This window comes from Mesorhizobium sp. M1006 (genome assembly GCF_040318825.1).
Classification (GTDB): domain Bacteria; phylum Pseudomonadota; class Alphaproteobacteria; order Rhizobiales; family Rhizobiaceae; genus Mesorhizobium.
Window position 1 is genome coordinate 1 of record NZ_JAMYMZ010000021.1, and the last position, 25,850, is coordinate 25,850.

Below are 25,850 nucleotides of genomic sequence, written 5' to 3' on the forward strand. Positions count from 1 at the left end.
CCGCCCCCCCACCCACATTATGTTGCTCTCCGCCCCCCCTCAATCGTCGCCTGGTTTTAACCCCCCCCCCCCAACCCCCATGGGTTTTGCCCAACCCCGCCCACCAAAAACCCGGGGGCCCCCGCCCCCCCCCCCCCCACCAGGCTTGGGAGGCTTAGCGAGCCGCGGTCCAGCCCTTGTAATCCTTCAAATTGTCGGCCGTGATCAGCTTCGGGTCGAGCAGCACCGTCGGCTCGGCCGGCTTCTTGCCGGCAAGCAGGTCAGCCGCCATCGTCAGCGACTGGCCGGCCATCACATAGGGATCCTGCGAGGCCGAGGCCTTGATCATCGACGTGCCGGAGGCGAGTTCCTTCTCGATATCGGGTGCACCGTCGACCGCGGTGAAGATGAACTCCGAGCGGTTGAGCTGCTTGGCCGCAAGCTGGGCGCCGATCGCCGTCGGATCGTTGATCGCGAAGACCGCGTCGATCTTGTCGAAACGCGTCAGCAGCGACTGGAACACTTTCAGGCCGCCGTCACGCGAGCCTTCGGCGTTCTGGTCGTCGGAAAGGATCTTGATGTCGGGGTGCTTTGCCAGCACGTCCTTGCAGCCCTTGACCCGCTCCAGGATCGACGACGAGGCCGGGCCATTGAGGATGACATAGTCGCCCTTGCCGCCGGTATTATCGACCAGATACTGGCAGGCCTCTTCGCCGGCCTTGACGTTGTTGGTCATCACGGTGACGTCGGCGCCGGGCGCCGAAACGTCGAAAGCGGCAACGACAATGCCGGCCGCCTGCGCCTTCTTCACCGCCGGCGCGATCGCCTTGGCATCGACTGCGTTGAGCATGATGACGTCGACACCGGCAGCGATGAAGGAATCGACCTGCGATACCTGCTTGTTGAGATCGTAGTCGGCCGATACCGAGGTCACCTGCACATTCGGGTTGATCTTCTTGGCCGCGTCCTCGATGCCCTTGATGGTGGCGACGAAGAACGGGTTGCCGAGCAGTCCGACCGAGATGCCGACTTTGTTCAGATCCTTTGCCGATGCCGGCGCGATGACGGCGGCCGCAAGGGCGACGCCGCAGAGCAGTTTAGCGATGGTCTTCATTGTTTTATTTTCCTCCTGATGCCCCGCGCCTCTCACCGTGCGTTACACATGAAACCGGCTCGTTGGATGCCGGCGACTAAGGGCCATCACGTTCTTGCTCCTGCCTGGAGCCGGTAACGGTCGAGGGCGACCGCCACGATGATGACCAATCCCTTGATGATGTACTGCCAGATGTCCGAAACACCGGCGAGGATGAGCCCGTTGGACAGCACGGCGATGATCAGGCCGCCGATCAGCGTGCCCCAGATCGAGCCGACACCGCCGACGAAACTGGTGCCGCCGAGGATGACTGCGGCAATGGCGTCGAGTTCGTAGGACTGGCCGAGCTGAAGCCCGTTGGCGGCATAGAGCCGGGCCGCCGACATGGCGCCGCCAAGGCCGGCCAGAAGGCCGGAAACGCCGTAGACGAAGAGCAGCACCAGCGGCACCTTGATGCCGGTCAGCCTGGCGGCCTCGGCGTTGCCGCCGACGGCGTAGATCCAGGTGCCGAGCACGGTGCGCTTGAGCACCAGCCAGGACAGGACGACGACCGCCAGCGCGATGATTACCAGCCACGGAATGCCGAACAGCGAACCGTTGCCGATGAAGTCGAACGGCAGGTCCGCGTTGAACACCGTCGTGTCCTGGCCGAGCAGGCGGGCGACGCCGCGCACGGCGGTCAGCGATCCCAGCGTGACGATGAAGGGCGGCAGCTTGATATAGGCGATCAGCAGCCCGTTGATGACGCCGAAACCGAGCCCGACGAGAATGGCCGCGGGCACCCCCAGCAGTCCCCAATCGGGCACCAGCGACACCATCACTGCCACCATCGCCGAGGCGGCAAGGATCGAGCCGACGGACAGGTCGATGCCGCCGGTCAGGATGACGAAGGTCATGCCGGCGGCCAGCACGATGTTGATCGACGATTGCTGCATGACGATCAGCAGATTGGTCTGGGTGAAAAAGCGCGGATTGATGAACTGGAAGCCGACCGCCAGCAGGATCAGGATCGGCAGCATGCCGAGTGCGGCAATGGCGGTACGCCACCTCGTACTCCTGCCGACCGCCCGGTCGTCCGCTTTCATCGTGTCGGCCACCTTGTCGGTCATCGCTGAGCCGCTCCCGTTGCAAGTTCCATGATCGCTTCCTGCCGCAGCGGCTCGCCCTCCGACGCCGTCACCTCGCCGGCAATGGTGCCGTCGCGCATCACCAGCACGCGGTCGGCGATGCCGATCACCTCCGGCAGTTCGCTGGAGATCATCAGGATGGCGATGCCTTTCTTGGCCAGGTTGTCGATCAGCCGATAGATTTCCGACTTGGCCCCGACATCGACGCCGCGGGTCGGCTCATCGAGGATGACGACCTGCGGCTCGGTTTCCAGCAGGCGGGCGAGCAGCACCTTCTGCTGGTTGCCGCCCGACAGCGAGCCGGCATTGGCCTGCACCGAGTTGGTGCGGATGGAGAGGTCTGACACCGCCTTGGCGGCGCGCTTTTCGGCAGCCGTGAAGTCGCGCAAACCGCCGGCCTTCGCGTCCTTTGCCAGCACGCCCATGCTGATATTGTCGGAGATCGACATGTCGAGAAACAGGCCAAGTTGCTTGCGGTCCTCGGTCAGGTAGGCAATGCCGGCATCGAGCGCCTCGCTCGGCGAACCGATGGATATCGGTTTGCCGCCGAGCTCCAGCGTGCCTGATGTGTGCCTGTCGGCGCCGAAGATCAGCCGTGGCAGTTCGGTGCGGCCCGAGCCGACCAGGCCGGCCAGTGCCAGCACCTCGCCCTTGTGGAGGTCGAAGGAACAATTGTTTATGAGATTGCCGCCCGACATGCCGCGCACCGACAGCGCGATGGCGCGCTTGCTGTCCGGCGGACGGTGATCCTTCTTGTAGAACGTCGACAGATCGCGCCCGACCATCATCGATACCAGGCGCGAGGCGTTCAGGTCGGCGCGGTCGAGCGTGCCGACATAGCCGCTGTCGCGTAGCACGCTGACGCGGTCGGCGAGCTGGTAGACCTCTTCCATGCGGTGGCTGATGTAGATGATGGCGATGCCTTGCGACTTCAGCGTCGCAATCACCTCGAACAGCCGGTCGGTCTCACGCGAGGTCAGCGACGTGGTCGGCTCGTCCATGACGATGATGCGCGCATTGGTCGACAGCGCGCGGGCGATTTCCACCAGCTGTCGCTCGCCGAGCGACAGGCTTGCGACCGGAGTGCGCGCCGAGAAGGTCACGCCGAGCCGCGCGATGATCTCGCTGGCGCGCCGATTGCACTGCTCGCGGTCGACAACGCCGAACCGTCGCGGCTCGTTGCCGAGAAAAATGTTCTGCGCTACCGACAGATTAGGCGCCAGCGACAGCTCCTGATAGATGACCGCAATGCCGGCGGCGCGCGCCTTGATCGGGTCGCCCGTCGCGGCCGGCACGCCGTCGATCAGGATTTCGCCGCCGGGGTCCGGCCGGTAGGCGCCGGACAGCACCTTCATCAGCGTCGACTTGCCGGCACCGTTTTCGCCCATCAGCGCGTGCAGCTCGCCGGCGTGAACGGTCAGCGACACATCGTGCAAGGCGCGGATCGCAGCGAACGTCTTGGAGATGTGGCGCATCTCCAGCACCGGCTGGCGCACCGTCTCGATCCGGGCGGCGGCGCTCATCGCGCACCTCCTGCAGCTGCGCTGGCCACAGCCCGGTCGGCGGCAAGGCCGCGCCAGTCGTTGCGATAGCCGGCAAGGCCGCTGAAACTTGCCGCATGCACCGCCTCCGGCGCTTCGGTGGCAAACTCGCGTCCGACGCTTTCGAAGGCAAGTGCGGCAGCACCGGTGGCGCTGCCCTCCAGCGTTGCGCCCTGCAGGAAAGCCTGCCCGGGCCGCAACTGCGCCAGCAACGCGGCAAGCAGCCCGCCATTGTTCAGGCCGCCGTCGACGATCACTGTGTTGTCCGAATGGATCAACTCGAGGCACAGATCGACCATCAGCGCGACATAGAGCAGCGCCATGGCCGCGCGTTCCTCGGCATTGGGCGTACGCCCGACCAGTTCGCCGCGGCGGTGCGGCATCGGGCCGCCGGGCGCGAAGCTCGGCAGCGCCATAATGCCGGCGTCGATCACCCGTTGTATCGATGACGGCGCGATTGCGCCCTGCCAGCCAGCGCTGATCGTGGCGAATTCGCGCCCACCCATGAAGCGGACGGTTGGCACCGGGCCGCCATCGACATCGACATTGACCAGCATGTCGCGCTCGCCGTCGAGTGCGTCGAGCGGGCAGTCGGGATTGAGCACGACCACCCAGGTGCCGGTCGAGACCACGGTCACCGGCCCGAGCTGCTGCCGGCGGTAGGCATGGAGCGCGGCATTGCTGTCGTGGACGCCATTATGGATGGCGACTGGCTTCGCGGCCTGGCCGAAGCGCTGCTCGCCGATCACCGCGCCGGCGCGCTCGAAGGCGGGCATCTGGCCGCGCCAGCCCTCGGCATCGACCAGCGAGCTGAAATCGCGTTTGCGCGGCGCCCATAAATGCGAGTGGCAGCCAAGATACGACACTTCCGATACCGGCCGGCCGCCAAACCGCCAGCTCCAATATTGGGGATAGCCGAGGATCGATTTCGCTGCGGCGAAGGCACCGGGCTCCACCTCCTTCAGCCACAACATGTGGCGGCCGTAGTTGAAGCCAAGCGGCAGGCGCGGCGAAAAGGTCTCGGCAAAATCCGGAATGCGGCGGTCGATCTGCGCGGCGATTTCAGCTGGCGGTTCCTGCTCGTAATCGAGGATCGGATGCGTCAGCACGGCTTCGTCGACCAACGCGAAGGTGCAGCCATGGCCGGATACCATCAGCCCTTCCACGCCATGCATGTCGACTGCATTATCGATGGCGCGAGCCGCCCAGTCGTGCAGCGCTGGCTCGTCGAGCACGCTGAAGCCGCCTTTTCGGATCCAGCTCGGCTGGCTGCGGCGCTCGTCGAGTATCTGTCCGTCCTGGCCGAAGACGAACAGCTTCGAATTGGTCTTGCCGAAATCGAGGACGGCGATGTTCACTGGGCGCCTCCCGAGGAAGCCGCGATCCGCACCATGACGCCGGCATCTTCGAGCATGCGGGCATCTGTCTCGGACAGGCCGTCATCGGTGACCAGCGTGCCGATCCGCGACAGCGGCAGTGCCACATTGCGCGCGTGGATAGACAGTTTTCGGCTGTCGGCCAGCACGACGATCTGGTCGGCGCAGAGGCTGAGCTCGACGATCGAGCGGACCAGCAGCGGGTGCGATTCCAGAAGGCCTTCCTGGCCGATGCCTTGCGCGCCGAGAAAGAACTTCGAGGCGTAGAACGGCACCGTCTGCGTCAGCGAATGGATGATGCCCGGCTCGCGGTGCAGTTCGCCGCCGGCGACGGTGAGGCTGCAATGGCCGTGGTCGCTGAGATAGGCCGCGAGCGGCATCGAGTTGGTGTAGAGCCGGATGTTGCGGTCGGCGAGCTTGACGCCGAGATGGAAGCAGGTCGAACCGCCATGCACGATGACCGCGTCACCGTCGCGCACCATGGTGGCGGCGAGAGCGGCGATCTGCCGCTTCGCCTCGACGGCGAGGTCGCGGTTCTCGTCATAGGGCCTGGCATAGGCGACGCCGGCTTGCGAAGCGCCATCGAGCGCCGAGATGCCGCCATAGACCTTGCGCGCTTCGCCGGCCTCGTCGATCTTGTCGATGTCGCGCCGCACCGTCGCCGCCGATACGCCAAGCCGCTCCTGCAGCTCGCGCACCGATGCGAAAGGCCGGTCCCGCAAAAGCTCGACAATCTGACGCTGGCGGCCGGAGTCGCTCAACCCTTACCTCCCAATGCGCTTGCCTCCCAAGCATTTTGCACGGCATTGCCGTTTTGCATGGCAATTGGTGCAACTTACTCAACGGCCCTCGGATTGCAAGCCTGATTTGACGCGATAACATCACTGTTGACGTAACTTGCTCGCATCTGCGATACCAGCATGGGTCTTCGTCCCGGCACCGGGACGTCCAAAGCCGTGGCCACGCGGCCGGATTGTAGAGGAATTTCGATGACGATCAGTGCGGATGCGCAGGAACTGGCAGCGCTGCGGTCGCTTTCGGCCGCTATCGGCAGCGACGCGCATCTGACCCAGGCCGCCGGCGGCAACACCTCGCTGAAAGCCGGCGACACGCTCTGGATCAAGGCCTCCGGCACCTGGCTGAAGGACGCGCTCATCGCCGACATCATGGTGCCGGTCGGCATCCCGCCATTGCTCGACGCCATCGAACGGCGCGACCCGGCCGCCGAACAGCCGCAGGCCTTCACTGTCGACGCCCTCAGCGCGCGCGGCTTGCGCCCGTCGATCGAGACCACCGTGCATGCGCTGATGCCGCAGCGCATCGTTCTGCATGTTCACTGCGTCGAGACCATTTCGCTGGCCGTGCAGGCCGACTGCGAGGCCGAGGCCGCCAGGCGGCTCAACGGCCATCAATGGGCGTATATTCCCTATCGCCGGCCGGGACTGCCGCTCGCGCAGGGTATCGCCGAGCGCCTTCGGCCAGGCGTGGATATCCTGATCCTCGGCAATCACGGCCTGGTCGTTGCAGCCGAGACCGTCGCCGCGGCCGACATGCTGCTGCGGCGCGTGACACGACTGTTGGCGCGGCCGCCGCGCCAGGTGGCGGAACCGGACATCGCGGCATTGACGGCGCGCGCCGGCGACAGCGACTACAGATTGCCGGCGGACGTTGAGGCGCATGCGGTGGCGATCGACCCCGAAAGCTGCCGCATGGCTTTGGGTGGCAGCCTCTACCCCGACCACGTCATCTTTCTCGGCGAAGGCTCGGTCGTGGCGAGACCGGACGAGGGTGTGAAGCGCGTCATCGAGCGCTGCGGCGCCGCACCCGTGGCGATCCTGTTTCCTGGACTCGGCGTGTTGATGCGCGGCGACGCCGGCGCCGGTGCCGACGCCATGCAGCGCTGCCTTTCCGACGTGACGGCGCGGATCGATGTCTCGGCGAAGCTGAATTATCTGACAGCGGCGGAGAATGACGAGCTGATCAACTGGGACGCCGAAAAATATCGCCAGAAACTCAATGCCGGAGGCAGCTGACATGTCGCGTTCGTCTGGCCCGCTTGCCATCGGCATCGACATCGGCACATCCGGCGCGCGCGCCGTCGCCATGCGTCCGGACTTTTCCGTTGCCGCGCATTCCGCTATTGCCCTCGAGCGATTTGGGCCGAACGGCCGTGACCCCGCAATATGGTGGGAGGCGGTCGGCGCGACTTTGGCGGAACTGCTCAAATGTATCGATCGCGCGGCAGTGCGCTCGATCGCCGTCGACGGTACGTCGGGCACGCTGCTGCCGGTCGACGGCGCCGGGCGGCCGCTGGCCGAACCGCTGATGTACAACGACAAGGTCGCTGACGACACTATTCTGACAGCAATAGCCGGCGCGGCACCGGCAACGAGCGCTGCACTCGGGGCAACCTCCGGTCTCGCCAAGGCGCTGTCTTTCCAGCACCTGCCCGGCGTCGCCACTGTGCTGCACCAGGCAGACTGGATCGCCGGACAGTTTTCCGGCCATTTCGATGTCAGCGACGAGAACAACGCCCTGAAGACCGGCTACGACGTCGAGGCCCGGCGCTGGCCGGACTGGATCGCGGCGACCGGCGTGCGCATGGAATTCCTGCCCCGCGTCGTGCGGCCGGGCGATGTCACGGACACGCTCACCGCCAGCGCCGCGAAAATGTTCGGCCTGCCGCGCGACGTGGTCGTGGTCGCCGGCACGACCGATGGCTGTGCGTCGTTCCTGGCAACCGGCGCGACGGCGGCGGGCGACGGCGTCACTGTGCTCGGCTCGTCGCTGACCATCAAGATCCTCTTCGACCGGCCGATCTCGGCGCCGCAATTCGGCATCTACAGCCATCGGCTGGGTGACACCTACCTGGCGGGCGGCGCCTCGAACTCCGGCGGCAAGGTGCTGGCCCAGCATTTCCCCGTCGCCCGCATTGTCGAACTCAGCAAAAAAATCGACCCGGCGACGAAGACCGGCCTCGATTATTACCCGCTGCCGGCGCCGGGCGAACGCTTCCCCATAGCCGATCCGGCGCTGCCGCCGCGCCTCGAGCCGCGGCCCGCCGACGACGCCGACTATCTGAAAGCGATGTTCGAGGGTATTGCGGCGATCGAAGCGCTCGGCTATCGCCGGCTTGCCGAACTCGGCGCCCCCCGACTGACATCGGTCAGGAGCGTCGGCGGCGGTGCGGCCAATCCGGCCTGGACAGCGATCCGGCAGCGCAAGCTTGGCGTCGCTCTCGTGCCGGCTCTTTCGGAGGAGGCCGCTGCCGGCACGGCGCGGCTGGCGCTGATGGGCGCAAGCGCAGCGGGGCTTTTATGACGGCCAAGGCAATTCAACACCTCGACGGCATCGCCGCGCTGACCGACCGCTATCAGGTGTTCCTGCTCGACCAATTTGGTGTGCTGCACGACGGCACCAGCGCCTATCCAGGTGCTGTCGAAGCGTTGTCGGCACTCAAGCGCGCCGGCAAGACCATCGTACTGATCTCGAATTCCGGCAAGCGGGCGCAACCCAATGAGCACCGCCTGCTGAAGCTCGGCTTCGAACCGGGAAGCTGGGACCACTTTGTCTCCTCCGGCGAGGTGGCATGGCGCTCTTTCCACCAAATGGCAGCATCCGGAGCCCTGCGCCCGCAGACAAAATGCCTGCTGATCCGCCGCGACAATGACCGTTCGGCTGTCGACGGCCTGCCCTTCGTCCTGGCCAAGGACGGCGACGATGCCGAACTGGTGCTGATTTCCGCCAGCGAGGGCGATCGCTACGACCTCGACCATTATCGCCGGCTTCTTGGTCCGGCGGCGGCGCGGCGGGTGCCATGCTTCTGCACCAATCCCGACAAGATCATGCTGACTGCCGTCGGCCCTCGCTTCGGCGCCGGCCGGCTCGCCGATCTCTATGAGAGCCTCGGCGGCAGCGTGTCGCGCATTGGCAAGCCCAATCCGCAGATATTCGAGGCAGCGCTGGCACTGGCGGGCCACCCGGAGCGCGACAGCGTGGTCTGCGTCGGCGACAGCGTCGAGCACGACATCGCCGGCGGCAACGGCGTCGGTGTCGCGACGACGCTGGTCCTGTCGGGCATATTGGCGGGGGCGCCTGACCTGGAGGACGTTTTCGCCACGCTGAATGCCCGTCCCGACTACATCGCGGATAGCTTCAGGTTTCGCTGAGGCGAGACAAAGCTAATCCAGGTTGAAACGCCCGATCACCGGCACATGGTCCGAGGGCCGTTCCCAGCCGCGCGCCGGCCGCAGGATTTCATAGCCGGCAAAATGCGGCACCAGGTTTGGCGACGACCAGACATGGTCGAGGCGGCGGCCGCGATTTGAGGCCTGCCAATCCTGGGCGCGATAGCTCCACCAGGTGTAGAGTTTCTCCTCGTAAGGCACATTGAGCCGCATCAGGTCGATCCAGTCGCCGGCGAGCCGCATTGCCTCGAAGTTTTCTGTCTCGACCGGCGTATGGCTGACGACATTGAGGAGCTGCTTGTGCGACCAGACATCGTGCTCGAGCGGCGCGATGTTGAGGTCGCCGACCAGGATCGAGCCGGAGTGCTCGTCATGCTCGGCCCGCACGGCGTTCATCTCGGCAACGAAATCGAGCTTGTGCTTGAACTTGCGGTTGACGGCCGGGTCGGGCTCGTCGCCGCCGGCCGGAACGTAGAAATTGTGCAGCAGGATCGTTTTGCCGCCGGCGTTGACGGTGACCGACAGATGCCGGCTGTCGTCGATCTCGCAGAAGCGGCGCTTTTCGACCACCTCGATCGGCCGCCGCGCTATGGTGGCAACGCCGTGATAGCCCTTCTGGCCATGGAAGGCGATGTGCTCGTAGCCGAGCTTGCGGAACGCCTTCTCCGGAAACAATTCGTCCGGAACCTTGGTTTCCTGCAGGCAGAGCACGTCCGGCGCCAGCACGACCACCAGGCGCTCGACGATCGGCATGCGCAGCCGGACGGAGTTGATGTTCCAGGTAGCGACGGAAAACGGCATGTGGGGTTCCGGACAACGCAAGATCCGCCGGATGGCTCCGACGGAAGTCAATCGCGGAAACTACTGCCAGCCGCGCACCGCAAAAACAAGCCGCCCGCACCAACGCGGAAAAACCATCCCGCAGCAGTAGGAAGTTACCGCGTCTTGGTGTTCAGCTCGCGGTTCGCCGTATAGTCGATGGCGAAGGTGTCGGGGGCGAAGCTGACGCCCTCCTTGGTGTTGAAGATCATCACCGTCGTGTCCTTGCCTTGCGCATCGGTGATGGTCCACTGCCGCAATTCATAAGATTTCGGATCGAACATCATGGTGATCTTCGAATTGCCGAACACCGATTTGTCGGCAAGCTGGATGGTGGTGAGATCGTCCTCTTCCTTGACGCTTCTGACGCGCCCGCCTGACAGATCGATCTTGTCGTCGAGCAGCAGCTTCAGCGGCGTCTTCGACAGCGGATAGAGGTCGGACGTCCGCAGCTTCTTGTTGAGGATGACCACCGACTTGCCGTCGGAAATCACCCTGAAATTCGAGGCGCCGTCATAATTGAAGCGGATCTTGCCCGGCCGTTCCAGAAAGAACTTGCCGCCGGTCTGCTCGCCCTTGGGTCCGAACTGCACGAACTCGCCGCTCATCGATTTGACCGAGGAGAAATGATCGGCGATCTTCTGCGCCGTCGCCGGAACCGCTGCTTGCGCCGACGCCAGCAGCTGGAAGCCGGGCACGAGGTTGGCGGCCGCCGCACCGGCCAGGACCAGGCCGAGGCCGAGCACCTGCCGGCGGGTTGGGGCGAAATCCCTGCTTGGGGCGAGAGTTGCGTTTTTCATGCCGGTCACCATCATCTGATTGCTTGCTCGTTATATTGGTCTGGCCCCCCAGTTGGGCTTAAGTTTGGCGGCCGCACGGCGCCCGTCGTTGCAACGCGCCAAAAGGTTCAAAGTTGCCGGCGCGGACGCGCTCTAGAACTTGTCGTCCTCCGTCGGCACCAGGATTTCGCGTTTTCCGGCATGGTTGGCCGGGCCGACAATGCCTTCCTTCTCCATCTTCTCGATGATCGAGGCGGCGCGATTGTAGCCGATGCCGAGCCGGCGCTGGATGTAGCTGGTAGAGGCCTTGCCGTCGCGCAGCACCACCGCGACCGCCTGGTCGTAGGGATCGTCGGAATCCTCGAAATTACCGCCGTCGCCGCCGCCACTGCCTTTGCCCGTCGGCTCATCGTCATCCTTGTCGTCGTCCTCGGTGATGGCGTCGAGATATTCCGGCACTCCCTGCAATTTCAGATGCGCGACAATCTTCTCCACCTCGTCGTCGGAGACGAAGGGACCGTGCACGCGCTGGATGCGGCCGCCGCCGGCCATGTAGAGCATGTCGCCCATGCCGAGCAGCTGTTCGGCGCCCTGTTCGCCCAGGATGGTGCGGCTGTCGATCTTCGATGTCACCTGGAAGGAGATGCGGGTCGGGAAATTCGCCTTGATGGTGCCGGTGATGACGTCGACCGATGGCCGCTGCGTCGCCATGATGACATGGATGCCGGCGGCGCGCGCCATCTGCGCCAGGCGCTGCACCGCGCCTTCGATGTCCTTGCCGGCGACCATCATCAGATCGGCCATCTCGTCGATGATGACGACGATGTAGGGCATCGGCTCGAGGTCGAGGTTCTCCGTCTCGTAGATCGCCTCGCCGGTTTGGCGGTCGAAGCCGGTCTGCACGGTGCGCGAGATCCTTTCGCCCTTTTTCTCAGCCTGCTGCACGCGCGCGTTGAAGCCGTCGATGTTGCGGACGCCGACCTTGGACATCTTGCGGTAGCGGTCCTCCATCTCCCGCACGGTCCATTTCAGCGCCACCACCGCCTTCTTCGGATCGGTGACGACCGGCGTCAGAAGATGCGGAATGCCGTCATAGACCGAGAGCTCCAGCATCTTTGGATCGATCATGATCAGCCGGCAGTCCTGCGGCGTCAGCCGGTAGAGCAGCGACAGGATCATGGTGTTGATGGCGACGGACTTGCCCGAGCCGGTGGTGCCGGCGACCAGCACGTGCGGCATCTTGGCGATGTCGACGATCACCGCCTCGCCATTGATGGTCTTGCCCAGCGCCAGCGCCAGCTTGGCCTTGGTGGTTTCGAAATCGCGGCTGGCCATGATCTCGCGCAAATAGACCGTCTCGCGCCTGGCGTTCGGCAATTCGATGCCGATCGCGTTGCGGCCGGGCACCACGGCGACACGGCAGGCGATGGCGCTCATCGAGCGGGCGATGTCGTCGGACAGGCCGATGACCCGCGACGATTTGATGCCGGGCGCCGGTTCCAGCTCGTAGAGCGTGACGACCGGACCCGGACGCACATGGATGATTTCGCCCTTGACGCCGAAATCCTCCAGCACGCCCTCAAGCAGGCGGGCGTTCTGCTCCAGCGCATCCTTGGACAGGCTGGCGTCGCGCACCACGTTCTTTGGTTCCGACAGGAAGTGCAGCGACGGCATCTCGAATTTTTCCGAGCCGATCAGCGAAGTCTGCGCCTCGCGCTGGACGCGGGCGCCGGGGGCCGGCCGCGGCGCCGGCGCCTCGACGCGTGTCGCCGCGTCGGAACGGAAGTTCTGCACCCTGGCCGTTGGCGCGGCGCGGCGCTGGCCGGCCGGCTCGGGCGCGAAATCCATGTCGTCGTCATTGTCGTCGTTATCGAAGACGTCGGCATCGTCAGGGTCGATCGAGGCACTGCGGTCGTTGACCATGGCGGCGAAGAATTCCGGCTCGACGCGGGCGCGCCCGCCCGGGCTCATCCGCGCCTCGGCGAACTCGGCCGATTCGACCCGTTCGGCCGCCCGCCGCCAGGCGCTGGGGCGCGGTTCCATCTCCGGCTCGAAATCGTCGCGCTCGCGCCGGCGCGCGGCGCGGCGGCGCAGATAGGCCCGCAGCGACAGCCACCAGTGGGTGATGGCGCCAAGCGCCAATATACCTTCGTCGCCCTCGTCCTCTTCATTGTCGAAAAGCAGGTCGTCCTGCGGATCGGGCACTGCGGGCTGTTCGAGGACGGCAAAGCCGTTCTTGCGCGAAATCAGCGCCGAGCCATACAAGAATACCCACAGCGCCGGCGCTGCCAGGAGCACGGCGAGCACGCTGGCGACGAGGCCGGTCGGATAGCCGCCGATGACCAGGCCCGGGATATTGAGCACCATGTCGCCGAAGACGCCGCCGAGGCCGGTCGGCAGCGGCCAGGTCTTGGGCGGCACCACGCAGCCGGCAATTGCCGCGCCAAGCAGCGAAAACCCGAACCAGGCCAGTGCCCGTTTCGGCAGCCGGTCGACGCCGCGCGCGGTAAACAGCAGAAATCCCCAGATCACCGCCGGCACCAGCGCCGCAACGGCGGCAAGTCCGAAGAACTGCATGGCAATGTCGGAAAAGACGGCGCCGGCATAACCCATTGCATTGGTGACGATATTGTCGGTGGCGTGCGAAAAGCTCGGATCGGCGACGTTCCAGGTGGCAAGGGCGGCGACGCCGAAACCAACCAGAGCAAACAGCCCGGCACCGACCAGCCGCCCGACCTGGCGCCTCGCGAACGACCGGATGCCGTGCTCCGTATCGGCCAGCGCAAGCGGTGCTGAAGCCCCTGAACGCATGCTTTTCCTCGTCTGTCGTTGCCCGGCCGGGCGCGGACGCGCAACACGGCAGATTCGGCTGTCAGACTAGCGGCGGGAAGGTTAAGGGCGCATTAACCATGGGCATTCTGCGTCACCGGAACGGGCGACCGCCACCACAGTTCGGAGCGTTGCGGCCGCTGTTTCACGCCGCCGGCGGATCGAGCCACCTTGATCAAGCGATTGTATGATCGAGCCATAACGGCCGCCTGCACACAAAAAAGAGGCCCGGAAGGTTTCCGGGCCTCAAGGCGTGAGCCCTTTCGGGAGCATCACGACGGGATCTTCCCGGCACCGGCAAAACGCCGGTGCCAGCCGATAAACCTCACGGCACCACTTCGCCGTGCTGGCTGATGTCGAGGCCTTCGACCTCTTCCTGGGTGGAAGGACGCAGGCCGACCAGCGCCTTGACGATATAGAGGATCACGAAGCTCGCGATCGCCGTCCACAGGATGGTGAAGACGATACCGTAGAGCTGCTTGCCGACAGAGGCACCCGAGCCAAGGCTGTTGATCGCCGGATCGGCGAGCACGCCGGTCAGCAATGCACCGATGATGCCGCCGATGCCGTGCACGCCGAATGCATCGAGCGAGTCGTCATAGCCGAACGCGTGCTTGAGCTTGACGGCCGAGACGTAGCAGAGCACGCCGGCGACGATGCCGACGATGAAGGCGCCGGTCGGATTGACGAAACCGGAAGCCGGCGTCACCGCGACCAGGCCGGCGACGGCGCCCGAGATGATGCCAAGCACGCTCGGCTTCTTGGCGACGATCCATTCGGCGAACATCCAGGCGAGCGCCGCAGCGGCAGCGGCAACCTGGGTGTTCAGCATCGCGGCACCGGCAAGGCCGTCGGCGGCCAGTTCCGAGCCGGCGTTGAAGCCGAACCAGCCGACCCACAGCAGCGAAGCGCCGATGACGGAGTAGACGAGGTTGTGCGGCGCCATGTTGGTGGTGCCGTAGCCTTCACGTTTGCCGAGAACCAGCGCGCAGACCAGGCCGGCAACGCCGGCGTTGATGTGAACGACCGTGCCGCCGGCGAAATCGAGAACGCCGGCTGTGCCGAGGAAGCCGCCGCCCCACACCCAGTGCGCGATCGGGGCGTAGACCACCAGCAGCCACGCGCCCATGAAGATGAGCAGCGCCGAGAACTTCATGCGTTCGGCGAAGGCGCCGGCAATCAGCGCCGGCGTAATGATGGCGAAGGTCATCTGGAACATCGAGAAGACGAACTCAGGAATGTTCGCCACGCCCGGCAGCCACAGCGAGGAGGTGGTGATGCCGTTGTGGAAGAACTTCGAGAAGCCGCCGAGATAGGCATTCATGCCGCCGCCATCCGAGAAGGCCAGCGAGTAGCCGAACATGAACCACAGCACCGTCACCAGGCAGGTGATGGCAAAGCTCTGCATGATGGTGGCGAGCACGTTCTTTTTGCGCACCATGCCGCCATAAAACAGCGCCAGGCCCGGTACGGTCATCATCAGCACCAGCGCCGTCGAGGTCAGCATCCAGGCTGTGTTGCCGGTGTCGAGCGCGGGCGCAGGGGCTGCCGGTGCCGCCGGTGCCGCTTCCTGCGCGAACGCAGCAACCGTGCCCAGTGCAGCGAGAGCGAGCGAACTTAAAACGGCCGCGCGTCCCGTTATCTTCAAGGTAGAAGGAATATTCATTGAACTCTCCATTGGAATACGTATCCGCAGCTCAAAGCGCGTCGGTGTCTGTTTCGCCGGTGCGAATGCGCACCGCCTGGTCGATGCCGAAAACGAAGATCTTGCCGTCGCCGATCTGGCCGGTCTTGGCCGCCGCGGTGATGGCTTCGACGGCCTTGTCGACCATGTCGACAGCGACCGCGACTTCGATCTTGATCTTCGGCAGGAAGCTGACCGCGTATTCCGCCCCGCGATAGATTTCCGTGTGACCCTTCTGACGTCCGTAGCCTTTTACTTCGGTGACGGTCAGGCCCTGGATGCCGACTGCGGTGAGCGCCTCGCGCACCTCGTCGAGCTTGAACGGCTTTATGATTGCCATCACGATCTTCATAAGGTTTCACCCTTTGCTGTTGCGGGTCCCCGCGTTTGCACGACTTCGCCGATCCCCATGAGAGCCGGAGAGTGCCCGCTAGGATTCAAGCTCCGTGCCAATTGCCGAAGCAGGGTGTTAAGCTGTTGTTAAACAACGAAATCGAGAAGGTCTGGCAGCTGCCTGTTCACAGGCGCGGCAGTGCATATGCTTAAAAAATAGGCAAATTTCGAAAAATGCCTACTCCGCAGGCGGCCGCTTCAGCCGGATGAGTCCTTCTTGGGCAACCGAGGCGATCAAGGTGCCGTCGCGGGCAAACAGCGAGCCGCGGGTAAAGCCACGCGATCCTTGCGTCGACGGACTGTCTTGCGTGTACAGCATCCAGTCGTCGAGCGGATGGCTGCGGTGGAACCACATGGCGTGGTCGAGGCTGGCTGCCTGGATATCACGATCGAAAATGGCGCGGCCATGAGCAAAGGTCGAGGTGTCGAGCAGCGTCATATCCGAGAGGTAAGCGAGCACGGCCGCCTGCGTGGCGCGGTCGGCCGGCACCGGGCCGGTGGTGCGGATCCAGATGTTCTGCTTCGGCTCGAGTTTTTCCCGGCTGGTATAATGCTTCAGCATCACCGGCTTCATCTCGATCGGCCGGTCGCGCTCCCAATAGCGCTTGATGCCGTCGGGCACGGCTTCGCCGAACTTGCCCAGCAATTCGCGCTGCGACAGCAACGTGTCGGGCGCCGGCACGTCCTGCGGCATCGGCACCTGATGTTCCAGGCCGACCTCATCCTGCTGGAACGAGGCTTCCAGCGAAAAGATCGCCTGGCCGTGCTGGATCGCCACGACGCGGCGCGTGGTGAAGGAGCCGCCGTCACGGATGCGGTCGACCTCGTAGATGATAGGCACCTTGGTGTCGCCCGGCCGCATGAAATAGCCATGCAGCGAATGCACGTGGCGCTCGGGCTCGACCGTTCGCTGCGCGGCGACCAGCGCCTGGGCGATGGTCTGGCCGCCGAAGATGCGCTGCCAATCGAGCTTGGGGCTGCGACCACGATACAGGTTGTGTTCCAGCTGCTCGAGGTCGAGAATGCCGAGAAGCTCGTCCATGGCTGCCGTCATCTTGACCTCGCCGCAAAATTACCATGGCGGTTTCCGACAGGAACAGCGGGCAGTCAAGGGCGGAATGCCCGGCGACAGTCAGGCTGCGAAAGGAATTGCCATGCTCGACAGCAAGAATTCGCTCGACGTTCTGGTCGCCGGCGCCGGTTATGTCGGCCTGGCCGCCGCCGTGTCGCTGAAGCAGGCGCGGCCGAGCCTCGCCGTCGCCGTCGTCGATGCAGCACCCGCCAGGGTCTGGCAGAAGGACGGCCGCGCCTCGGCGATTGCCGCCGCCGCGTGCCGCATGCTCGACCAGCTCGGCGTCTGGAACGAGATCGCGCCGGGGGCGCAGGCGATCACCGAAATGATCGTCACCGATTCGCGCACATCCGATCCGGTCCGCCCGGTGTTCCTCACCTTCGACGGCGAGGTCGCGCCCGGCGAACCCTTTGCGCATATGGTCGCCAACAAGGATTTGAACGGCGCCTTGCGCCGGCGCGCCGAACAACTCGGCATCGGCATCATCGAAGGCGTCGCCGTCAGCGCCTTCGACATCAACGGCGCCGGCATCACCGTGCATCTTGCCGACGGCGCGACGCTGAAGGCGCGGCTGCTGGTTGCCGCCGACGGCGTCAATTCGAAGCTGCGCGACATGGCCGGCATCAAGACGGTGAAATGGGAGTATGGCCAGTCCGGCATCGTCTGCACGGTGGCGCACGAGCGGCCGCACAACGGCCGCGCCGAAGAGCATTTCCTCCCCGCAGGCCCGTTTGCCACGCTGCCACTCAAGCCGGGCAAGGACGGCACCAACCGCTCGTCGATCGTCTGGGTCGAACGGTCGCAGGATGCCGAGAAACTGGTCAGTGGCGACACGCTGGTCCTGGAATATGAGCTCGAGCAGCGCTTTGGCCTGAAACTCGGCGAAATCCATCTCGCCGACAAGCCGCGTGCCTGGCCGCTCGGGCTGATCATTGCGCGCGCCTTCGTCGCGCCGCGCATCGCCTTGGCCGGCGACGCCGCCCACGGCATCCACCCGATCGCCGGCCAGGGTCTCAATCTCGGCTTCAAGGACGTGGCGGCGCTGGCCGAAGTGGTGGTCGAGGCCGACCGGCTCGGCCAGGACATCGGCGCGCTCGACGTGCTCGAGCGCTACCAGCAATGGCGGCGTTTCGACACGGTGCAGATGGGCATCACCACCGATGTGCTGAACCGGATGTTTTCCAACGATTTCGGCCCGCTGCGCACTTTGCGCGACATCGGCCTCGGCCTCGTCGAGCGCATGCCCCGGCTGAAGGGGTTTTTCATCCGCCAGGCGTCGGGTCTGTCCGGCGACACGCCGAAATTGTTGAAGGGCGAGGCGATCTAAACAGGCCCTGAAGCTTCCCCAACTTCGTCATCCCTGGGCGTAGCGACGCGAAGCGGAGAGAAGACCCAGGATGACGAAGCGATCAGGCGTCTCGGCTTAATCGCCATGCGGTCTGCCGAATTTCGTATCAGGGGACTTAGTTGACCTCGAAGCCCAGCTTCTGGCGCAGCCGCAGCATGCGCTGGTCGGGAATCTGCAGGTTTTGTCCGCCGGCTTCCGCCGCACGGCTGACCATCCGCAGCAGATCGCTCCTTTCGACCGCGTCGAGCCGTTCGCGCAGGAACGGTGCCAGCTTGTCGATGACGACCGTGGCGTCGTCGATTTGCGATGCCGCCCATTTGGCGTAGATCACCGCTTCATCGGTCTGTTTTTTGTCGGCAATCTCCGAGATCACCGATCGAATGGCAGCTTCGCGTTGCGGCAGCGCAGGACCATGTTCGGAAACGATGGCGGTGATCAGCGTCGCGGCGGCGACGACCGGATCGTCGATCGCTGTCAGCGGCGAGAGCGCCGCCTGCTTGCGCAGTTTCTTGCGGCGGACGTTGCCCTGGACGCGGCCAACCACGTCGGCAACCTCACGCGCCGCGTCGTTCATGATCTTCAGCCGGTACCACCAGAACGCCGCCGCCCCAAGCAGGCCGATTGCAGCAATCAATATATGCATGCCCAAGATCCCCCAATCTCGGGCGACGATAGGAGAAGTATTGCTTCGCTTCAACACGCAAAAGTTGCGCCGATTGAAGAAAACGACAGCCTGCGCCAGTCGTTGGTCGCCACCGCTCCGCGGAGGAACTTATCGAGACATCTCTATGACCCGGGCACCTTGTAGATCGCCCGCACCTCGATCGTGCCGATTTCGGCGAGCGGAATCTCGCCCGCGATCCCCAGCGCCTCGTCGAGGCTCTCGGCCTCGATCATGACGAAACCGAGCAACTGCTCCTTGGTTTCGGCGAAGGGGCCGTCGGTGACCAGCCGCTTGCCCTTGCGCCTGCGAACGGTTTTCGACGTTTTCACCGATTGCAGCGCCTGCGCGATGATCAGCATCCCGCGTTGGTCCAATGACCGGTCATGGGCCATCGAATCGGCGTCGAGCTTGGCCAGCCTCTCGGGGGTCATTGCGTAGAGATCTTTTTCTTCACCATAGACTAGGCAAACATACTTCATTTTTATCTCCATTCCTGGCTTGAAGCCGAAGACGAGGCTACGGAAATCTCCGCGGAGCCCTTGCCTGCCGCAGAATCGAGACCGGCCGCAGCATAGTCGAGAAGAGATACCGCAATCCCAATGATGGCAATCGCCGCAAGCAGTCGGCCGAAGCCGGAAGGCTGCAGGCGCGACCAGTCGGCTTGTTGTTCACCGGCCCTGTGGCCGGTGCTTGTCCAGTGAGCAGAAAACAGATTGTTCATGTGGTCCTCCATCCGGCCACCAAGTCCATGGCCGCCCGCAGGACGGCCGGGACAGATGGAAGTCGACATTTTTGCACGCATATTTTTTTCGAATTTTTTTCGCTCGACATGATGTGTCACGCCGCCGCCGATACGAAAGCGTGGGTGGCCTTCGCTCCCGCGCGCGCTATAGTCGACTGGATGCCGATCACGGGCTCAGCCACGACAATCAAGGAGGAATTGATGGACCGCACCGCCAACGCCGTTTGGAAAGGCAGTTTCAAGGAAGGCAAGGGCACACTCGAAACCCAGAGCGGGGTGCTGAAGGGCACACCCTATTCGGCCAAGACGCGTTTCGAGGATGAAAGCGGCAAATCCGGCACAAACCCGGAAGAGCTGATCGCCGCCGCCCATGCCGGCTGCTACGCCATGCAGCTTTCGCATTTTCTCGCCGAGAACGGCACTCCGGCTGCCGAGCTCGACGCCAAGGCCGTGGTAACGCTGGTCCCCGGCACCGGCATCACCGGCAGCGCGATCACGCTGGTCGGCAAGGTACCGGGCATTGATGCCGCCAAGTTCAAGGAATTGGCCGAGAAGGCCAAGGCCGAATGCCCGGTCTCGAAAGCGCTCGGCGCCATCAAAGTATCGCTCGACGCCAGGCTCGGGTGAGAGCTGGTCTGCGAAGCGGGCGATCCTTCGCGCCCCCTCTCGAATGATTATTGGCTTTTTTCGCCAACGAGCGCGTCGAGGCGGGCGCGCAATGCCGCGACCTCCTCCTCGAGGGCCCGCACGCGCATTTCCATATCCGACGCCGGCGAGGACGACTGCAGGGGTGCTGCGGCAGCCGACAGCTGCGGCGGCCCGCTGAGCAGATGGACGTAGCGATCCTCGCGCTGGCCTGGGCCGCGATCGATCTGCTGCACCAGCGGTGGCCGGCGGCCGATCAGCAGATCGAGATTGCCGCGAAGCTCGTCGATCGACGGCAGCCGCGCCATGCGCTCGCTTCGCGCCAGCAATTCATAGGCCGTCTGCGGGCCGCGCAGCAGCAACAGGCCGAGCAGCGCGATCTGCGCCGAGGTCAGGGAAAAGCGCTGCGCCACGATATGCTCGTAGCGCTCGACGCGCGACGCGAACACTTGCCTGACGAGGCCCTTCTGCTCCAGCTGGCCAAGCGCCCGCCTGACCTCGGCAAGCTCGACCGACATTACCGGCTCGCGCGCCGTCTTCTGGTTGGCCGCCGCATGTGCCGCATTGAGCGTCAGCGGATAGACGTCCGGCGTCAGCTCCTTCTTCTCGATCAGGCAGCCGAGCACGCGGGCTTCGATGGGAGAGAGGATGGGAAGGTCGGAATCGGTCATAAGTTTGCTATCCTTTCGAACTCGGCGGGACAGCGCCCCCCTCTGTCCTGCCGGCCAATCTCCCCCTCTAGTGGGGAGATTGGCTGTCATCACCGCTTCGCCACTTTTCAAGGCTGCAGAAAGGGCGCTGTCCTCCAAGCTGCTAATCTCCCCCCTCAAGGGGCCTCAAGGGGGGAGATGTCCGGCAGGACAGAGGGGGGCGCGAAGGATCGCTGCGGACGAGACGATCTCGGCTGCAACCCGCCCGCCGCCTAAACCCGTCGCTCCACCATCATCTTCTTGATCTCGGCGATCGCCTTGGCCGGGTTGAGCCCCTTGGGGCAAGTCTGGGCGCAGTTCATGATGGTGTGGCAGCGATAGAGCCGGAACGGGTCTTCGAGATTGTCGAGCCGCTCGCCCGTCGCCTCGTCCCTGGAATCGATCAGCCAGCGATAGGCCTGCAGCAGCGTCGCCGGGCCGAGATAGCGCTCGCCGTTCCACCAGTAGCTCGGGCAGGAGGTCGAGCAGCAGGCGCACAATATGCACTCGTAGAGCCCGTCGAGCTTTTCGCGGTCCTCATGGCTCTGCAGCCATTCCTTGGCCGGCTCGGGCGACACCGTCTTCAGCCACGGCTCGATCGAGGCGTGCTGGGCGTAGAAATTGGTGAGGTCGGGCACCAGGTCCTTGACCACGGCCATGTGCGGTAGCGGATAGACCTTGATCGCGCCGGAAATGTCGTCGCAGCCCTTGGTGCAGGCCAGCGTGTTCGACCCGTCGATGTTCATGGCGCACGAGCCGCAAATGCCTTCGCGGCAGGAGCGGCGCAGCGTCAGCGTCGGATCGATCTTGTTCTTGATCCAGAGCAGCGCGTCGAGCACCATCGGCCCGCAATCGTCCATGTCGACGAAATACGTATCCATGCGCGGGTTCTCGTCATCGTCCGGCGACCAGCGGTAGATGCGATATTCGCGCAGGTTGGTCGCGCCCTCCGGCTTCGGCCAAGTTTTTCCGGCCATGATCTTCGAGTTTTTCGGAAGCGTGAGTTCGACCATTACCTCAGGTCCTTTCGGATGACGAGCTTCAGCCCGGACCAGATCTCGTTCACGGCGGCGACCTTGACGTCGACAAGGTCGAGCTTCAGCGCCTCTGTGCGGATAACGTCCTCGGTGACGTCGGTCGGCACTTTCGATGCCTTCTTCGGCCATGACACCCAGACCATGCCGTCCCGCTTGATTGCCGCTTCGACGTCGCCAAGACGGTCCTCGATCTCGACACGCTGCCGGGTGAAAGCATGTACGGCATCGTATTTCTCATGAACGCCCGAAATCGCCGACCAGTTGGCCAGCCGATCGAGCTCGGCAAAATCCACGGCTTCGGCCAAATCCTCGAGTTCGGCCGGCAAGGCGACGAAAGCGGCAATCATCCCGTCCTTCAGGCCGAGCTTGGCCGGAAGGGGCGTGCCGGAATATCCCGCAACCGCCAGCAGCCTCATCTCAATACACCCTGGCCTTCGGCGCGATCTTGGCCGGGTTGATGCCGCCGTCTGCTTCCTTGAGCAGCGTTTCGGTGTGCACCGGCCGGTAGGTGAGCGCCACCTCGCCGGCCTCGTTGAGCCGGGCCAGCGTATGCTTGCGCCAGTTGGCGTCGTCGCGGGCCGAAAAGTCCTCCCGCGCGTGCGCGCCGCGGCTTTCCTTGCGCGCCTCGGCGCCGTAGACGGTGGTAATGGCGTTGGTCATCAGGTTTTCCAGCTCCAGCGTCTCGACCAGATCGGAGTTCCAGATCATCGAGCGGTCGAACACTTTTACGTCCTTGAGCTCGCCCCAGATCTGGGAAATGCGCCTGCAGCCGCTTTCCAGCGAGTCCTGGGTGCGGAACACCGCCGCGTCCTCCTGCATCGCCTTCTGCATCTTTTCGCGCAACACCGCGGTCGGCGTCGAGCCGTTGGCGTGACGCAGCCGGTCGAAGCGGTCCATGATCTTTTCGACGGCGGCCTCGTTGGGCGAAGGGATCGCCGATGTGCGGTCGATCACCTGGCCGGCCCGGATTGCCGCCGCACGGCCGAACACCACCAGGTCGATCAGCGAGTTGGAGCCCAGCCGGTTAGCACCGTGCACCGAGGCGCAGCCGGCTTCGCCGACCGCCATCAGCCCGGGCGACACCTGGTCCGGATTCGACGCCGTCGGGTTCAGCACCTCGCCCCAGTAATTGGTCGGCACGCCGCCCATATTGTAGTGGACCGTCGGCAGCACCGGGATCGGCTCCTTGGTCAGGTCGACGCCGGCAAAGATCTTTGCCGATTCCGAAATACCCGGAAGCCTCTCGTGCAGAACGGCCGGGTCGAGATGGTCGAGATGCAGGAAAATGTGATCCTTCTTCGGGCCGACGCCGCGGCCCTCGCGGATTTCCAGCGTCATGCAGCGCGAGACCACGTCGCGCGAAGCCAGATCCTTGGCTGACGGCGCGTAGCGCTCCATGAAGCGCTCGCCCTCGGAATTGACGAGATAGCCGCCCTCGCCGCGCGCGCCCTCGGTGATCAGGCAGCCGGCGCCGTATATGCCGGTCGGGTGGAACTGCACGAACTCCATATCCTGCAGCGGCAGGCTTGCGCGTGCGGCCATGCCGCCGCCATCGCCGGTGCAGGTATGCGCCGAGGTGGCCGAGAAATAGGCGCGGCCATAGCCGCCGGTCGCCAACACCACCATCTTGGCCGAAAAGCGGTGGATGGTGCCGTCGTCGAGGTTCCAGGCGACCACGCCGGTGCAGGTGCCGTCCGGCTCCGTGATCAGGTCGAGCGCGAAATACTCGATGAAGAACTGCGCATTGTGCTTCAGCGACTGGCCGTAGAGCGTGTGCAGCATGGCGTGGCCGGTGCGGTCGGCGGCCGCACAGGTGCGCTGCACCGGCGGCCCCTCGCCGAAATTCATCATCATGCCGCCGAACGGCCGCTGGTAGATTTTCCCGTCCTCGGTGCGGCTGAAGGGAACGCCGTAGTGCTCGAGCTCGTAGACCGCCGCCGGCGCTTCGCGCACCATGTATTCTTGAGCGTCGGTGTCGCCCAGCCAATCTGAGCCTTTGACGGTGTCGAAGAGATGCCACTGCCAGTTGTCGGGCCCCATATTGGCGAGCGAGGCGGCGATGCCGCCCTGCGCCGCAACCGTATGCGAGCGCGTCGGGAACACTTTGGTGATGCAGGCGGTGCGCAGGCCTTGCTCGGCCATGCCGAGCGCGGCGCGCAGGCCGGCGCCGCCGGCGCCGACGACCACGACGTCGAATTTGTGATCGACATAGCTATAGGCGGAAGCCGTGTTGGCGTTCTTCGCGTCCTTGGCCAAAAAATCAGCCTCCAAATGCCAGTTTAAGCAGGGCGAAGACCGAAGCGACGCCGACGACTACGGGAAAGAATGTGTTGAGGGCAAGCAGCGCCAGCCTGGTGCCTTCGCCATGCACATAGTCTTCGATGATCGCCTGCATGCCGAGCCGCATGTGGTAGAGCACCGACAACAGCACCAGCGCCAGCACCAGTGCAACGAACGGATTGGCAAGTGCGGCGCGCACCTCGAGATAGCTGGCGCCGTTGAGTGCGATCAGGAAGCCGACGAAGAACAGGACCAGCGGGATGTTGGAGATCGCCGTCAGCCGCTGGCGCCAGAAATGGCCGGTGCCCTCGCGGGCGGAACCGAGGCCGCGGACCTTGGCCAGCGGCGTGCGCATGTCGGTGTTCTTGCCGTTCATGTCAGGCTCCCCGCGCCATGTAGCCGGCGATCCAGATCAGCAGCGTCAGCGTGACCGAGCCGGCAAGCGTCGCCCAGGCGATCCTCGATGCCGTATGCTTTTCCAGCCCTGCCCCAGTGTCCCAGATAAGATGGCGCACACCGCCCAGCATGTGGTGCATCAGCGCCCAGCTGTAGCCGAACAGCACCAGCCGTCCCAGCCACGAGCCGAAGGCCCAGTTTACGGCGTTGAAGGTCGCCTCCGAGCTCGCCGCCGCCATCAGCCACAGCGCGACCAGCAGCGTGCCGAAATAGAGCGCCCCGCCGGTGATGCGGTGGACGATCGACATCGTCATGGTGATCGGCGGCCGATAGACGGTCAGATGCGGCGAAAGCGGCCGTTCACGCCTGGCAAATTCGCGGGTGGCTGGTGATTTGCTCATGGCTCCCCCAGTTCGGCGTCTCTGGAGCCTCAGGTGGGAATGCGGCATTACCGCTTCCGGTTGCGACTTCGGACAGCCGGTTTCTAATGCTCTTTTTGCACCGCGTCAAAGCCGGAAAACCGTTTCGAAAACGTAATTTAGTCTGATGAAAGCGAGGCTTTCAGCTTCAATCGATTAGGGCTGTCGCCTTGCGCCGGCACAATGTCGTCGCACTGCAAAATATGGCTGGCGCAAGGGGCGGATCAGCGCTTGCAGGCCAGCGGTGGTGCACCGCCCTTCATCACCAGCGCCTCACGCCCATCGATCACGATTGCGTCATGCGCCTCGCCGTAACGGCTGGTCTGATTGGCCGGTGAGGCCGGCAGCTCGGCGCTGGCGCCGTTCTGGCCGAGGACGCGCACCGACGTGCCGAGATTCTCGATGGTCATCACGCTGCCGTCGGCGCAGTTGTAAGTAGCTGTGCGCGGCTGCGGTGCCGTCGGTTCGCTAGCAGCCGGAGCAAGCGACACGGAAGCGGCGGCCGTGTTGCCGAGCTTGGGCGCGCTGGTCTGCGGCGCGCAGGCGGCTGCAGCCAGCAGCGGCGGAATGGCCAGCGCCATCCGAAACGTGCGGCGTAATCTCATTTGCTGCCTTCCCCACCGCGTATCGAGCCCGCCGCGATGCTCCGGCAAGCCACCGGATTTCATGCTTTTTGAGTCGCGCCCGATGCTGGGAATGGTGGGAACAAGGCGTGGCCGAATGATGGCCGGTGGGCGATCGGGTATTAACC

At 64.5% G+C, this 25,850-nt stretch carries 26 protein-coding genes; 5 read left to right on the plus strand and 21 right to left on the minus strand.

Annotated elements, in window-relative coordinates:
• Positions 1 to 154: 154 nt before the first annotated feature.
• The 5 genes from NKH60_RS20215 to NKH60_RS20235 form a co-directional block, all read right to left on the minus strand.
• The gene (locus tag NKH60_RS20215) at positions 155 to 1,093 is read right to left on the minus strand and encodes an ABC transporter substrate-binding protein (protein WP_352470775.1); all 939 of its coding nucleotides are present in this window, start codon (positions 1,091 to 1,093) and stop codon (positions 155 to 157) included.
• A gap of 86 nt (positions 1,094 to 1,179) precedes the next feature.
• A complete protein-coding gene (locus tag NKH60_RS20220; protein WP_502894527.1) occupies positions 1,180 to 2,157 on the minus strand; it encodes an ABC transporter permease subunit in 978 nt (325 codons plus the stop codon).
• A 20-nt stretch (positions 2,158 to 2,177) separates the two neighbouring features.
• Positions 2,178 to 3,722 carry a sugar ABC transporter ATP-binding protein gene (locus tag NKH60_RS20225; protein WP_352873116.1) on the minus strand — a complete coding sequence of 515 codons (1,545 nt, stop codon included), beginning with the start codon at positions 3,720 to 3,722 and terminating at the stop codon, positions 2,178 to 2,180.
• Positions 3,719 to 5,098: an FGGY-family carbohydrate kinase gene (locus NKH60_RS20230; RefSeq protein WP_352832408.1), complete on the minus strand. Its 1,380-nt coding sequence runs from the start codon at positions 5,096 to 5,098 to the stop codon at positions 3,719 to 3,721. Before NKH60_RS20230 ends, NKH60_RS20225 begins: the two co-directional genes overlap by 4 nt.
• Positions 5,095 to 5,877 carry a DeoR/GlpR family DNA-binding transcription regulator gene (locus NKH60_RS20235; RefSeq protein ID WP_023680486.1) on the minus strand — a complete coding sequence of 261 codons (783 nt, stop codon included), beginning with the start codon at positions 5,875 to 5,877 and terminating at the stop codon, positions 5,095 to 5,097. Before NKH60_RS20235 ends, NKH60_RS20230 begins: the two co-directional genes overlap by 4 nt.
• A 228-nt stretch (positions 5,878 to 6,105) precedes the next feature.
• Here NKH60_RS20235 and NKH60_RS20240 point away from each other — a divergent pair, with 228 nt between their 5' ends.
• The 3 genes from NKH60_RS20240 to NKH60_RS20250 are packed head-to-tail and all read left to right on the plus strand — an operon-like array spanning position 6,106 to position 9,285.
• Positions 6,106 to 7,149, plus strand: a complete 1,044-nt coding sequence (locus tag NKH60_RS20240) for a class II aldolase/adducin family protein (RefSeq protein ID WP_352615432.1) — start codon at positions 6,106 to 6,108, stop codon at positions 7,147 to 7,149.
• A gap of 1 nt (position 7,150) precedes the next feature.
• Entirely contained in the window at positions 7,151 to 8,437 is a 1,287-nt protein-coding gene (locus NKH60_RS20245) for an FGGY-family carbohydrate kinase (protein WP_352832405.1), read from the plus strand.
• Positions 8,434 to 9,285 carry a TIGR01459 family HAD-type hydrolase gene (locus NKH60_RS20250; protein ID WP_352540845.1) on the plus strand — a complete coding sequence of 284 codons (852 nt, stop codon included), beginning with the start codon at positions 8,434 to 8,436 and terminating at the stop codon, positions 9,283 to 9,285. The genes NKH60_RS20245 and NKH60_RS20250 overlap by 4 nt, the downstream gene beginning before the upstream one ends.
• 12 nt (positions 9,286 to 9,297) lie before the next feature.
• On the opposite strand, the gene NKH60_RS20255 is transcribed toward NKH60_RS20250, so the two are convergent.
• From NKH60_RS20255 to tesB, 6 genes are all read right to left on the minus strand, one after another.
• Positions 9,298 to 10,104, minus strand: a complete 807-nt coding sequence (locus NKH60_RS20255; RefSeq protein WP_352873119.1) for an exodeoxyribonuclease III — start codon at positions 10,102 to 10,104, stop codon at positions 9,298 to 9,300.
• 134 nt (positions 10,105 to 10,238) lie between these two features.
• Entirely contained in the window at positions 10,239 to 10,922 is a 684-nt protein-coding gene (locus NKH60_RS20260) for an outer membrane lipoprotein carrier protein LolA (RefSeq protein ID WP_031213172.1), read from the minus strand.
• Positions 10,923 to 11,054: 132 nt separating this feature from the next.
• Entirely contained in the window at positions 11,055 to 13,712 is a 2,658-nt protein-coding gene (locus NKH60_RS20265) for an FtsK/SpoIIIE family DNA translocase (protein ID WP_352540844.1), read from the minus strand.
• Between the two features lie 343 nt (positions 13,713 to 14,055).
• Positions 14,056 to 15,378 carry an ammonium transporter gene (locus tag NKH60_RS20270; protein WP_502893763.1) on the minus strand — a complete coding sequence of 441 codons (1,323 nt, stop codon included), beginning with the start codon at positions 15,376 to 15,378 and terminating at the stop codon, positions 14,056 to 14,058.
• Between the two features lie 49 nt (positions 15,379 to 15,427).
• A complete protein-coding gene (locus NKH60_RS20275) occupies positions 15,428 to 15,766 on the minus strand; it encodes a P-II family nitrogen regulator (RefSeq protein ID WP_023679755.1) in 339 nt (112 codons plus the stop codon).
• Between the two features lie 219 nt (positions 15,767 to 15,985).
• Positions 15,986 to 16,861, minus strand: coding sequence for an acyl-CoA thioesterase II (gene tesB / locus NKH60_RS20280; protein ID WP_031212697.1), 876 nt, complete (start codon positions 16,859 to 16,861; stop codon positions 15,986 to 15,988).
• A 100-nt stretch (positions 16,862 to 16,961) separates the two neighbouring features.
• On the opposite strand from tesB, the gene NKH60_RS20285 reads away from it, so the two are divergent.
• Positions 16,962 to 18,206, plus strand: coding sequence for a ubiquinone biosynthesis hydroxylase (locus NKH60_RS20285; RefSeq protein WP_352818429.1), 1,245 nt, complete (start codon positions 16,962 to 16,964; stop codon positions 18,204 to 18,206).
• Positions 18,207 to 18,342: 136 nt separating this feature from the next.
• On the opposite strand, the gene NKH60_RS20290 is transcribed toward NKH60_RS20285, so the two are convergent.
• The 3 genes from NKH60_RS20290 to NKH60_RS20300 form a co-directional block, all read right to left on the minus strand.
• The gene (locus NKH60_RS20290; protein ID WP_352818400.1) at positions 18,343 to 18,870 is read right to left on the minus strand and encodes a hypothetical protein; all 528 of its coding nucleotides are present in this window, start codon (positions 18,868 to 18,870) and stop codon (positions 18,343 to 18,345) included.
• A gap of 143 nt (positions 18,871 to 19,013) precedes the next feature.
• Entirely contained in the window at positions 19,014 to 19,370 is a 357-nt protein-coding gene (locus tag NKH60_RS20295) for a YciI family protein (protein ID WP_352470787.1), read from the minus strand.
• Between the two features lie 2 nt (positions 19,371 to 19,372).
• Entirely contained in the window at positions 19,373 to 19,612 is a 240-nt protein-coding gene (locus NKH60_RS20300; RefSeq protein ID WP_352450153.1) for a hypothetical protein, read from the minus strand.
• A gap of 222 nt (positions 19,613 to 19,834) precedes the next feature.
• Here NKH60_RS20300 and NKH60_RS20305 point away from each other — a divergent pair, with 222 nt between their 5' ends.
• On the plus strand, positions 19,835 to 20,260 hold the full coding sequence (locus NKH60_RS20305; RefSeq protein ID WP_352470788.1) for an OsmC family protein: 426 nt from the start codon (positions 19,835 to 19,837) through the stop codon (positions 20,258 to 20,260).
• Between the two features lie 47 nt (positions 20,261 to 20,307).
• On the opposite strand, the gene NKH60_RS20310 is transcribed toward NKH60_RS20305, so the two are convergent.
• The 7 genes from NKH60_RS20310 to NKH60_RS20340 all read right to left on the minus strand — a co-directional run bounded on the left by NKH60_RS20310 (position 20,308) and on the right by NKH60_RS20340 (position 25,704).
• Positions 20,308 to 20,949 carry a YceH family protein gene (locus NKH60_RS20310; protein WP_352470789.1) on the minus strand — a complete coding sequence of 214 codons (642 nt, stop codon included), beginning with the start codon at positions 20,947 to 20,949 and terminating at the stop codon, positions 20,308 to 20,310.
• Between the two features lie 251 nt (positions 20,950 to 21,200).
• On the minus strand, positions 21,201 to 21,980 hold the full coding sequence (locus tag NKH60_RS20315) for a succinate dehydrogenase iron-sulfur subunit (protein WP_292663232.1): 780 nt from the start codon (positions 21,978 to 21,980) through the stop codon (positions 21,201 to 21,203).
• Positions 21,980 to 22,420, minus strand: coding sequence for a DUF3052 family protein (locus tag NKH60_RS20320; protein WP_352470790.1), 441 nt, complete (start codon positions 22,418 to 22,420; stop codon positions 21,980 to 21,982). The genes NKH60_RS20315 and NKH60_RS20320 overlap by 1 nt, the downstream gene beginning before the upstream one ends.
• Position 22,421: 1 nt before the next feature.
• Positions 22,422 to 24,260, minus strand: coding sequence for a succinate dehydrogenase flavoprotein subunit (gene sdhA / locus NKH60_RS20325; protein ID WP_352873124.1), 1,839 nt, complete (start codon positions 24,258 to 24,260; stop codon positions 22,422 to 22,424).
• A 4-nt stretch (positions 24,261 to 24,264) separates the two neighbouring features.
• Positions 24,265 to 24,660, minus strand: coding sequence for a succinate dehydrogenase, hydrophobic membrane anchor protein (gene sdhD, locus NKH60_RS20330; protein WP_292663226.1), 396 nt, complete (start codon positions 24,658 to 24,660; stop codon positions 24,265 to 24,267).
• 1 nt (position 24,661) lies between these two features.
• Positions 24,662 to 25,081: a succinate dehydrogenase, cytochrome b556 subunit gene (gene sdhC, locus NKH60_RS20335; RefSeq protein WP_292663224.1), complete on the minus strand. Its 420-nt coding sequence runs from the start codon at positions 25,079 to 25,081 to the stop codon at positions 24,662 to 24,664.
• Between the two features lie 242 nt (positions 25,082 to 25,323).
• Positions 25,324 to 25,704 (minus strand): hypothetical protein, encoded by a 381-nt coding sequence (locus NKH60_RS20340; RefSeq protein ID WP_352470792.1) that lies wholly within the window; start codon positions 25,702 to 25,704, stop codon positions 25,324 to 25,326.
• Positions 25,705 to 25,850: the final 146 nt, after the last annotated feature.

Excerpts from the sequence above, each read along its gene's own strand:
- NKH60_RS20275 (WP_023679755.1), bottom strand. The coding sequence starts at position 15,766 with ATGAAGATCGTGATGGCAATCATAAAGCCGTTCAAGCTCGACGAGGTG.
- NKH60_RS20285 (WP_352818429.1), top strand. The coding sequence starts at position 16,962 with ATGCTCGACAGCAAGAATTCGCTCGACGTTCTGGTCGCCGGCGCCGGT.
- NKH60_RS20245 (WP_352832405.1), top strand. The coding sequence starts at position 7,151 with ATGTCGCGTTCGTCTGGCCCGCTTGCCATCGGCATCGACATCGGCACA.
- NKH60_RS20305 (WP_352470788.1), top strand. The coding sequence starts at position 19,835 with ATGGACCGCACCGCCAACGCCGTTTGGAAAGGCAGTTTCAAGGAAGGC.
- NKH60_RS20225 (WP_352873116.1), bottom strand. The coding sequence starts at position 3,722 with ATGAGCGCCGCCGCCCGGATCGAGACGGTGCGCCAGCCGGTGCTGGAG.
- NKH60_RS20295 (WP_352470787.1), bottom strand. The coding sequence starts at position 19,370 with ATGAAGTATGTTTGCCTAGTCTATGGTGAAGAAAAAGATCTCTACGCA.
- NKH60_RS20260 (WP_031213172.1), bottom strand. The coding sequence starts at position 10,922 with ATGAAAAACGCAACTCTCGCCCCAAGCAGGGATTTCGCCCCAACCCGC.
- NKH60_RS20220 (WP_502894527.1), bottom strand. The coding sequence starts at position 2,157 with ATGAAAGCGGACGACCGGGCGGTCGGCAGGAGTACGAGGTGGCGTACC.
- NKH60_RS20340 (WP_352470792.1), bottom strand. The coding sequence starts at position 25,704 with ATGAGATTACGCCGCACGTTTCGGATGGCGCTGGCCATTCCGCCGCTG.
- NKH60_RS20315 (WP_292663232.1), bottom strand. The coding sequence starts at position 21,980 with ATGGTCGAACTCACGCTTCCGAAAAACTCGAAGATCATGGCCGGAAAA.
- NKH60_RS20300 (WP_352450153.1), bottom strand. The coding sequence starts at position 19,612 with ATGAACAATCTGTTTTCTGCTCACTGGACAAGCACCGGCCACAGGGCC.
- NKH60_RS20320 (WP_352470790.1), bottom strand. The coding sequence starts at position 22,420 with ATGAGGCTGCTGGCGGTTGCGGGATATTCCGGCACGCCCCTTCCGGCC.
- sdhC (WP_292663224.1), bottom strand. The coding sequence starts at position 25,081 with ATGAGCAAATCACCAGCCACCCGCGAATTTGCCAGGCGTGAACGGCCG.
- NKH60_RS20240 (WP_352615432.1), top strand. The coding sequence starts at position 6,106 with ATGACGATCAGTGCGGATGCGCAGGAACTGGCAGCGCTGCGGTCGCTT.
- NKH60_RS20250 (WP_352540845.1), top strand. The coding sequence starts at position 8,434 with ATGACGGCCAAGGCAATTCAACACCTCGACGGCATCGCCGCGCTGACC.
- NKH60_RS20290 (WP_352818400.1), bottom strand. The coding sequence starts at position 18,870 with ATGCATATATTGATTGCTGCAATCGGCCTGCTTGGGGCGGCGGCGTTC.
- NKH60_RS20255 (WP_352873119.1), bottom strand. The coding sequence starts at position 10,104 with ATGCCGTTTTCCGTCGCTACCTGGAACATCAACTCCGTCCGGCTGCGC.
- NKH60_RS20265 (WP_352540844.1), bottom strand. The coding sequence starts at position 13,712 with ATGCGTTCAGGGGCTTCAGCACCGCTTGCGCTGGCCGATACGGAGCAC.
- NKH60_RS20215 (WP_352470775.1), bottom strand. The coding sequence starts at position 1,093 with ATGAAGACCATCGCTAAACTGCTCTGCGGCGTCGCCCTTGCGGCCGCC.
- tesB (WP_031212697.1), bottom strand. The coding sequence starts at position 16,861 with ATGACGGCAGCCATGGACGAGCTTCTCGGCATTCTCGACCTCGAGCAG.
- sdhD (WP_292663226.1), bottom strand. The coding sequence starts at position 24,660 with ATGAACGGCAAGAACACCGACATGCGCACGCCGCTGGCCAAGGTCCGC.
- NKH60_RS20310 (WP_352470789.1), bottom strand. The coding sequence starts at position 20,949 with ATGACCGATTCCGACCTTCCCATCCTCTCTCCCATCGAAGCCCGCGTG.